This window comes from Corynebacterium sp. CNJ-954 (assembly GCF_001942345.1).
Classification (GTDB): domain Bacteria; phylum Actinomycetota; class Actinomycetes; order Mycobacteriales; family Mycobacteriaceae; genus Corynebacterium.
This window is the reverse complement of sequence record NZ_MKKI01000023.1, coordinates 1-8,401: the sequence shown is the minus strand read 5'-3', so window position 1 is coordinate 8,401 and position 8,401 is coordinate 1. Positions and strand designations below refer to the sequence as shown.

11 protein-coding genes are annotated in these 8,401 nt (G+C 65.4%); 5 read left to right on the top strand and 6 right to left on the bottom strand.

Annotated features, from left to right (window positions below):
- Window positions 1-287 precede the first annotated feature (287 nt).
- Window positions 288-1,598, top strand: coding sequence for an MFS transporter (locus BJF89_RS09720; RefSeq protein ID WP_255372581.1), 1,311 nt, complete (start codon window positions 288-290; stop codon window positions 1,596-1,598).
- Here the strand turns inward: BJF89_RS09720 and BJF89_RS09715 are convergent.
- The gene (locus BJF89_RS09715; protein WP_075814431.1) at window positions 1,585-2,571 is read right to left on the bottom strand and encodes an MDR family oxidoreductase; all 987 of its coding nucleotides are present in this window, start codon (window positions 2,569-2,571) and stop codon (window positions 1,585-1,587) included. The two genes, BJF89_RS09720 and BJF89_RS09715, sit on opposite strands and share 14 nt — an antisense overlap.
- Window positions 2,572-2,576: 5 nt before the next feature.
- The gene (locus tag BJF89_RS09710) at window positions 2,577-3,530 is read right to left on the bottom strand and encodes a helix-turn-helix transcriptional regulator (RefSeq protein ID WP_083650634.1); all 954 of its coding nucleotides are present in this window, start codon (window positions 3,528-3,530) and stop codon (window positions 2,577-2,579) included.
- A gap of 136 nt (window positions 3,531-3,666) precedes the next feature.
- Between BJF89_RS09710 and BJF89_RS09705 the strand changes: the two genes are divergently transcribed.
- Together BJF89_RS09705 and BJF89_RS09700 are read left to right on the top strand one after the other, a co-directional pair.
- Window positions 3,667-4,692 carry a zinc-dependent alcohol dehydrogenase family protein gene (locus BJF89_RS09705; RefSeq protein ID WP_075814427.1) on the top strand — a complete coding sequence of 342 codons (1,026 nt, stop codon included), beginning with the start codon at window positions 3,667-3,669 and terminating at the stop codon, window positions 4,690-4,692.
- Window positions 4,689-5,903 (top strand): MFS transporter, encoded by a 1,215-nt coding sequence (locus tag BJF89_RS09700; RefSeq protein ID WP_075814425.1) that lies wholly within the window; start codon window positions 4,689-4,691, stop codon window positions 5,901-5,903. Before BJF89_RS09705 ends, BJF89_RS09700 begins: the two co-directional genes overlap by 4 nt.
- Window position 5,904: 1 nt before the next feature.
- Here the strand turns inward: BJF89_RS09700 and BJF89_RS09695 are convergent, their stop codons facing one another.
- Genes BJF89_RS09695 through BJF89_RS09680 form a run of 4 tightly spaced genes read right to left on the bottom strand, consistent with a single transcriptional unit; the run spans window position 5,905 to window position 7,451 of the window.
- Window positions 5,905-6,279: a hypothetical protein gene (locus BJF89_RS09695; protein ID WP_139311969.1), complete on the bottom strand. Its 375-nt coding sequence runs from the start codon at window positions 6,277-6,279 to the stop codon at window positions 5,905-5,907.
- The gene (locus BJF89_RS09690) at window positions 6,276-6,653 is read right to left on the bottom strand and encodes a hypothetical protein (protein WP_075814421.1); all 378 of its coding nucleotides are present in this window, start codon (window positions 6,651-6,653) and stop codon (window positions 6,276-6,278) included. The genes BJF89_RS09695 and BJF89_RS09690 overlap by 4 nt, the downstream gene beginning before the upstream one ends.
- A 37-nt stretch (window positions 6,654-6,690) precedes the next feature.
- On the bottom strand, window positions 6,691-7,074 hold the full coding sequence (locus BJF89_RS09685; protein WP_075814419.1) for a hypothetical protein: 384 nt from the start codon (window positions 7,072-7,074) through the stop codon (window positions 6,691-6,693).
- On the bottom strand, window positions 7,071-7,451 hold the full coding sequence (locus BJF89_RS09680) for a hypothetical protein (protein ID WP_139311968.1): 381 nt from the start codon (window positions 7,449-7,451) through the stop codon (window positions 7,071-7,073). Before BJF89_RS09680 ends, BJF89_RS09685 begins: the two co-directional genes overlap by 4 nt.
- 128 nt (window positions 7,452-7,579) lie before the next feature.
- Here BJF89_RS09680 and soxR point away from each other — a divergent pair, with 128 nt between their 5' ends.
- Window positions 7,580-8,047 (top strand): redox-sensitive transcriptional activator SoxR, encoded by a 468-nt coding sequence (gene soxR, locus BJF89_RS09675; RefSeq protein ID WP_075814415.1) that lies wholly within the window; start codon window positions 7,580-7,582, stop codon window positions 8,045-8,047.
- A 113-nt stretch (window positions 8,048-8,160) separates the two neighbouring features.
- A partial coding sequence (locus tag BJF89_RS09670) for a superoxide dismutase (protein ID WP_369803697.1) occupies window positions 8,161-8,401 on the top strand: 241 nt, incomplete at its 3' end.

Here is an 8,401-nt window from a genome sequence, read left to right as displayed (position 1 = left end):
AACCCTGAACGACACATCCTCGACGGCCTGAAACCGCCCGTACCTCTTCGACAAACTCTCAACTGTGATCATGACTACCAGTCTTCTCCCCCACCACCACCGCACACATCGACCCACAGACTGATCTCCATGGACCGTACGACACCCCGCTGTCTCATACCCAGGTATGAAGAGCCGGCCACCGCCACAGGCCCGACACACATAGAGCACTTAAGCGTAGTGTCGGCACGACGCGCTGCCAGATCCCCCTGCTGTCCACGTCCTCTCCGACCGGAAGGCCTTTCCCCGTGCCTACCTCCCGACGCCGCCAGTCGATGTTCGTCGCCGCCTTCGGGACCATCGTCGAGTGGTACGACTTCTCCATCTTCTTCTACGTCTCGGCGAGCCTCGCCAACACGTTCTTCAACGGTGACGACGGATCACTGCTGTTGACCCTGGCGCTCGGTGCCGCAGGATTCATCTTCCGCCCGCTGGGTGCGATGGTGTTCGGCCACCTGGGTGACCGGATCGGACGCAAGTCCTCCCTCATCGTGTCCGCGTCATTGATGGCGGTGGCACTGCTGGGCATCGCTGTGATGCCGGGCTTCGACACCATCGGCATCTGGGGCGGCGTCGGTGTGCTGGTGTTGCGCTGTCTGGCGGGCTTTGCCGTAGGCGCGGAGTACACCGGCATCATGGTGTACCTGGTGGAATCCGCACGCGACGGACGCCGGGGGCTGGCCGCCAGCTGGGCGGCTGCGAACTCCGAGGTCGGTTCCCTGTTGGCGGTCGGCGGTGGGTACCTGATGGCCAGGTACCTCAGCCCCGAGGACCTCGACGCATGGGGCTGGCGGATACTCTTCCTGGTCGGCGCCCTTCTCGCCGCGGCAATGGTGCCACTGCGCCGGTTGATGGATGAAACCGAGACCTTCACCGAGGTCAAGGACACCGCGGAGAATACCGAACGGTCCCCTCTGGTCACGGTGCTGCGCTCGCACCCACGTGCCGTCCTGGTCGCTTTCCTGGTCTCGTCCGTGGGGTCGGCGGCGTACTTCCTGAACATCACCAATGTTCCGACGTACCTGGAGACCGCGGCATCGATCGACAGTTCGACGTCCCTGTGGCTCGGCACCGTGGCCGCCGTCGTCGCCATCGTGGTCACCCCGTTTGCCGGCGTGGCCTCTGACCGCTTCGGTCGGCGTCCGGTCTTCATCCTGCTCGGGATCGTCATTCTGGCGACGACGATCCCCGCCTACATGTTGCTCGGCGGCGGGACGGGGTCCACCGCTCTGCTCGGCGGGGCCTTGCTGGCGGTGCCCGCCGCCGGATGGAGCGCAGTCGCGGCATCTGCCGTTCCGGAACAGTTCACTGCCGTGGGCAGGTTCTCCGGCATGGCGATCGGCTACAACACCGCGACCGTCCTCTTCGGCGGCCTGTCCCCCTTCGTGGCCACCTGGTTGATGAACGTGACCGGGTCTCCCTATGCACCTGCCTGGTACGCGGTCGCCATCATTCTGCTAGCCGGCATCCCGATGTTGCTGCTCTTCCACGACCGGGCACGTGTCCCTCTCGATGAGATCAACTCTGGCGAGATCAGCTCAGGGGTCAGAACCGGTTGACGTCGACGACGACGCGTCCGCGCACATTGCCGTCGAGGAGCTTCTGTGCGGTGGGGACGGCCTCGTCCAGACCGATCTCGGCCGTGATCATGTCGAGCTTGGCCGGGTCGAGGTCCTCACCGAGACGACGCCACGCCTCCAGACGGTCCTCGCGGGGGCACATCACGCTGTCGATCCCGGCGAGTGTGACGCCACGCAGGATGAACGGTGCGACCGAGGCAGGCAGGTCCATGCCCGCGGCCAGCCCGCAGGCGGTCACGACACCGCGGTACTTCGTCCCCGCCAGGACGTTCGCCAGCGTGTGACTGCCCGCCACATCGACGGCACCGGCCCACCTCGCCTTCTGCAGCGGTTTCCCGGCGTCAGAGAACCCGGACCGGTCGAGGATCTCGGTGGCCCCGAGGTCCTCCAGGTACCGGTTTTCCTCTGGTCGACCGGTGATCGCGACCACGGTATATCCGAGCTTGCCGAGCAGGGCGACGGCCACGCTGCCGACTCCGCCGGACGCTCCGGTGACGGCGATCTCCCCCTGGCCGGGTGTCACACCGTGGCGTTCCAGTGCCAGGACGCAGAGCATCGCCGTGTATCCGGCGGTGCCGATCGACATGGCCTGGGCCGGGGTGAAGTTGTCGGGCAGAGGTACCAGCCAGTCGCCGTTCACCCGCGCCTTCTGCGCCATACCTCCCCAGTGCTTCTCCCCGACACCCCAGCCGTTGAGGACGACCTTGTCCCCGACCTGGTAGTCGGGGTTGTCGCTGTGCTCCACCTCCCCTGCAAGGTCAATGCCGGGGACCATGGGGAAATTGCGGACGATTGTGCCGCTGCCCGTGATGGCCAGGGCATCCTTGTAGTTCATCCCGGAGTGGCTGACGCGCACGGTCACGTCACCGTCAGGAAGCTGCTGTTCGTCCAGCTCCTGGAGCGTTGCGCGGTAGTCGCCGTCGTCGTTTTCGATCAGTACGCCTGTGAACACGTAGGTCACTCCTCAGTGGCTTGGTTACGGTGTGCACGGCCCAGGGTAGGCGCCCCCTGGTGCGATGTGCCGCCCGTCACGTCGCCGTGCGGGGTGACGCTCGGCCCGGTGGCAGCCCACGAGGCCAGCACCTTCATCGCGTCCTCTGACGGCGACCCTGGTTCTGCCGCATAGATCGTCCAGGTCAGGCCGCGCTCCTCCTCCATCTGCATGCCTTCGTAGGCCAGGGTCATCTCTCCGACCTCCGGATGGTTGAAGGTCTTGAATCCGCTGCCGTGGTGCCGCACGTTGTGCGCTCCCCATCTGGTCCGGAATTCATCACTGCGGGTGCACAGTTCACCGACGAGGTCATGCAGGGACTTGTTGTGGGGGTCACGGGCTGCTTCGGTACGCAGGATCGCCACCGTGATGTCTGCGAACCCGTCCCAGTCCGGGTAGAAGTTCAGGGCGCGCTCATCGAGGAATGCGTGTCTGGCGATGTTCGGCGGGCCGGGAGGACGCCCCGGCATATCGTAGAGTTCCGTGTAGAACGCCCTGGCCAGCGTGTTCGTCGCCAACAGGTCCATTCTGCCGTTGCGGACGAAGGCCGGTCCGGCGGTGACCGCCTCCAGCGCCCACTGCAGTCCCGGGGACGGAGCCCAGGTTGCCCCGTTCCGTTTCCTCGGTGGACGTGCCACGGGGCTGGCCGCGTGGGCGAGGTCGAACAGGTGCGCGCGCTCGGCGTCGTCCAGGCGGAGTGCCCGGGCCAGGTTGTCCAGGACCTCGGGAGACGCCCCGGCGACAGCGCCGCGCTCCAGTTTGGTGTAGTACTCCACACTTACGCCCGCCAGTGCCGCCACCTCACTGCGGCGCAGGCCCGGTACGCGGCGGTTGGTGCCGTCCGGCAAGCCGACATCGCCGGGACTGATCTTGGCGCGCCTGGTGGTGAGAAACTCCCTGACATCGGCCCTGTTGTCCATACACCCACGATAGAACGGGGCATGGCGGCGAGGGAGGTACCGCCGGTACCTCCCTCAGGAGGGACTCCCCGCGGGACGGACCCGGGGCGACAATAACGGATGTAATCCATCATCCCTCGTCAGGAAAGGACGCCCCATGCGTGCAGTCATCATGGACGCCCCAGGACAGATCCGTGTCGGCGACCGCGAAGACCCGCAGGTCATCGAGCCCACGGATGCCGTCATCCGGATCACCGCCACCTGCATCTGCGGCTCCGACCTGTGGCCCTACCGCGGTGTCGAGCCCGCCGACCACCTCCACATGGGACACGAGTACGTCGGTGTGGTCGAGGACACCGGTCGTGCAGTCCGCACCGTGAAACCCGGCGACCACGTCGTCGGGTCATTCGTGATCTCCTGCGGTGAGTGCGAGATCTGCCGGTCCGGGTACCCGTCGAAATGCATCCACGCCGAATTCGTCCATGCCGGTATCGGTACGCAGGCACAGAAAGCCCGGATCCCGTTCGCCGACGGAACGCTCGTGGCGACGCCCGGCGAGCCGGAGGACGATCTCGTGCCGTCACTGTTGGCGGCGTCCGACGTCCTCGGGACGGGCTGGTTCGCGGCGGACGCCGCCGGGGTCGGCCCCGGCAAGACCGCCGCCGTGGTCGGCGACGGTGCCGTCGGGCTCATGGGCGTCCTCGCCGCCAGGGAGATGGGAGCCGAACGAATCATCGCGATGTCCCGGCATGCCGACCGGCAGGCACTCGCCCGTGACTTCGGTGCGACCGACATCGTCGAAGAGCGTGGCGACGCCGGAGTCGAGCGTGTCAGGGAACTCACGGGAGGCCTGGGCGCACACAGTGTGATCGAGGCGGTCGGTACCCGGGAATCCCTGATGCAGGCTGTCCGCTCCTGCCGCGCGGGTGGGCACATCGGTTTCGTCGGTGTCGCCCACGGGGGTGTGACACTGCCGATGGACGAGATCTTCTTCTCCGAGGTCCACCTGCACGGCGGGCCGGCCCCGGTGCGTCGTTACCTGCCGGAGCTGATCCGGAGGATCTGGGACGGGCAGATCGACCCCGGCAAGGTCTTTGATCTGACACTTCCCCTGGACCGTGCCGCCGAGGGGTACGCCGCAATGGCTGAGCGCCGTGCAGTCAAGGTCATGCTGACGCCGTGACGGATTCCGGAGGTAGTGCTGCGGGCACAGCACAGCGCAGCAGCAGGGCCCGGCTGCCGTTCATCACCTACGTCCTCGCTGCGGGCGTCTTCCTCATGGGCACCACGGAGTTCATCGTCGCCGGAATCCTGCCGGAGATCGCGGATGATGTGGCTGTGCCTGTATCCGACGCAGGCCTGCTGATCACCGTCTTCGCGGTGGGCATGATCGTCGGGACGCCTGCCATGGCAGTGCTGACGCTGCGGCTACCCCGCCGGGTGACGCTGACGCTGGCACTTGTGGTGTTCGCCGTGGGGCATGTCATTGTGGCGCTGTCGTCCCTGCTCCCGGTGATTCTTGCCGCCCGGTTCCTCACCGCACTGGCCACAGGTGCCTTCTGGGCGGTCGCCGCCGTGGTCGGCGCCCGGGCCGCCGGACGCGATCTGGCGTCGAAGGCCCTGGGAATTGTGCTCGGAGGAGGCATGCTCGCCAATGTCGTCGGTGTTCCGTTGGGAGCATTCGCCGGCCAGACGATCGGCTGGCGGGGGCCCTTCTGGATCCTTGCACTGCTCGCACTCGGCGCGGCACTGGTCATCTTCCGACAGGTTCCGGATGATCCGGCGGACCGGCCGACTCCGTCCCTGCGGGCAGAGGTCCGCAGCCTCCTGGACGGTCGTGTCTGGCTCGTCCTCGCCGGCTGTGCCGCCGTCTGCGGTTCCTCCCTCGCCGTGTACAGCTTCATTTCCCCGTTGTTGACCGACCACAGCGGGCTGCCGGCCTCTACCGTCCCGCTCGTCCTCGTCGGTTATGGCATCGGAGCGTTCATCGGGTCGAACACCGGTGGCAGCATCGGAGCACGCCGGCCCTTCGCGCTGCTGTTCTCCTCGGCGACCGCGACGTTCCTGGTGCTCGTCGGCCTGCTGCTGTTCTCGCAGAACGCTGTCGTCACCGTTGTCCTGGTGGTCCTCCTGGGCCTGTTCGGGATGTCCACCAACCCCGTGCTGATCGGGATGGCCGTCCGTTACGCAGACCGGGCCCCGACGCTGGCATCCGCCATGGCGACAGCTGCCTTCAACGTCGGTACCGCCGTCGGATCCTGGATCGCCGGTAAGGCACTCGCAACCTCCCTGGGTGCCGGTGGCCCGGTAGCGGTGGGGACCTTTGTCGCGGCCCTGTACATCGTCCCCCTGACACTGCTGCTTCGCCGGGAACGGAGGACAGCTGAGGGCTGACCTACATCCGGCCTTTCCGCCAGGCGATCACAGAGACCAGCGTGCAGACCACTCCGAGGACCGGAAAGAAGAACAGGTAGGCAGTGGGTTCTATCGGACCATACATCTGCCGGGACTGCTCATTGGACAGGAACTGGACTGTCTGACCAAACTCCGGATAAGGCAGTGACAGGCCCACTCTGTCTGTCTCGGATGTCATCACGTGGGCGTAGCGAGAGAGAAAGACACCAATAGTGCAGACCCATGCAAACACGGACACCGGGAACGTCACCCAGAACCAGGGAAAGCCAACGCGTTCATGTCCTGCACGTCGCGGCAGAACGACAGCTCCGACCAACACGGTCAGTAAAGCAGAAGCGAGAAGGGTCCATGTCATACTCGGTTCCTCCGCCACGCCCAGGTGCTCAGGCCGATACCGACGATCGCCAGTACCGGATACCCGACACGTGCCCACCAGCCACCGAGCAGGTACAACGCCGCAGAATCGGAGAAGAAGGTCGACGTCGGGTTTTCATCGGCGTCCGCCAGCGGGGCGTACATCGTCCAACCGGAGTACGCCCCACTAGACAGGACGCCGGGAAGCCAGGACGCGAATGCCAGAGCGACGGCCAGTGCCGTCAGCGGGAAGACGATCCAGAACCACGGAAACCCTGGTGTGCCGCCCCTTACCCGGTACTCGGCGCGGCGTGGAAGAACAGCACCTGCGACGAGTAAGACGACAAGCGCAGCGAAAATCAGCAACCATGTCATTCCGGGATACTATCTGATCACCGAATGATACTCGGCGTTAGATCCGGCCTTTCCGCCATGCGATCACGGAGGCCACGGTGCAGGCAATGCCGGCCACCGGAAAGAACCACAGATAGACCTCATAGGGCAATGGTCCGAATATCCGCTGGAACTGTCCGTCCGGAAGGAACTCCAGGCCGGGAAATCCTCCCGCCGCGGGATAGGGCATCGACAACCCGACCGGATCATCGTACGTCGGGTAGATCTTCGTCCTCAGTCCCGCCAGAACCATGCCGAGCGTCGACATCACACCGAATACGGCCGCCGGGAACACCACCCAGAACCACGGGAAACCGTGAGACTCCCGCCGTCTGCGCCGTGGCAGCATGACGGCCCCGGTCACGGCGACTGCCAGAACGGAAACAAGGAACACCCAGCTCATATGCGTCGCTTCCGCCAACCCCACGCACTCAACGCCGCGCCGATGACCGCAGACAACGGATACCCGACCCTCGCCCACGGACTCATGATGAGGTGAGACGCAGCATCGTCGGAGAGGAAACCTCCTTCGTCGAAGGCTCCCTCCACCGAGACGTACCGCGCTGGCATTCCCCACCCGAAGTCGAATCCGTCCGACGGACTGCCGGGAAGCCAGGACGCGAATGCCAGAGCGACGGCCAGTGCCGTCAGCGGGAAGACGATCCAGAACCACGGAAACCCTGGTGCGCCAGCCTCTCCCCGGTACTCGGTGCGGCGCGGAATTACGGCCCCGCTGACAAGCAGGACCACAAGGGCGGCGAAGATCAGCAACCATGTCATTCGGGGATAGTACCAACTGAATGGGAGCGGTGCCCTGAAGTGAGCGCGTACTATGCGGCAGAAGACGAAACCTCAAGTATTCATGAGGTTGTGTCCGCGCTCGCACCGAGAGGCAGGTATCCCCTTGCATCCGTTCCTCCCCCGACAGCCCCGATACGTCAGACGCCAATGAACTGCTGAGTATCGGCGAGACCAGCCGACGGACCGGCGCCGCAGTCTCCGCACTGCGGTACTACGAGGATCTGGGACTCATCGCTTCGGTTCGCACATCCGGCAACCACCGTCTCTACGCACGGCACATGCTACGGCGGATCTCCCTGATCAGTGTCGCGAAGAATCTCGGCATTCCGCTGAAGAGTGTGCAGGACGCTTTCAGCACCGTGCCACTCGACCGGGCTCCGACCCACAAGGAGTGGCAGGTGGCGTCCCGACGCTGGAAGCGGGAGCTTGAGGAGCGTCGGCGCGGTATCGAACGCCTCGAGAGTGAACTCACCAGCTGCATCGGATGCGGCTGTCTGTCATTGAAGGCCTGTGCACTGCTCAATCCTCAGGATGCCCTGGGTGAGACGGGTCAAGGCGCGCGTCGACTCTCGTGACGCACCACAGGCCAGCTCCGCATCCCCCTTGACCTCAAGTGCGCTTGAGGTATTAGCCTCGTCGGCAGACCGTCACCGATGGTCACCACAACGACGAGTAAGGAGCACCATCCATGGCCGTGTACGAGCTTCCCGACCTCCCCTACGACTACGACGCCCTCGAGCCGCACATCTCCGCCGAGATCATGCAGCTGCACCACGACAAGCACCACGCCACCTACGTCGCCGGCGCCAACACCGCCCTCGACGCCCTGGAGAAGGCCCGCGAGGAAGGCACCAACCCCGACCAGATCCGCGCCCTGTCCAAGAACCTCGCGTTCAACCTGGGCGGCCACACCAACCACTCCATCTTCT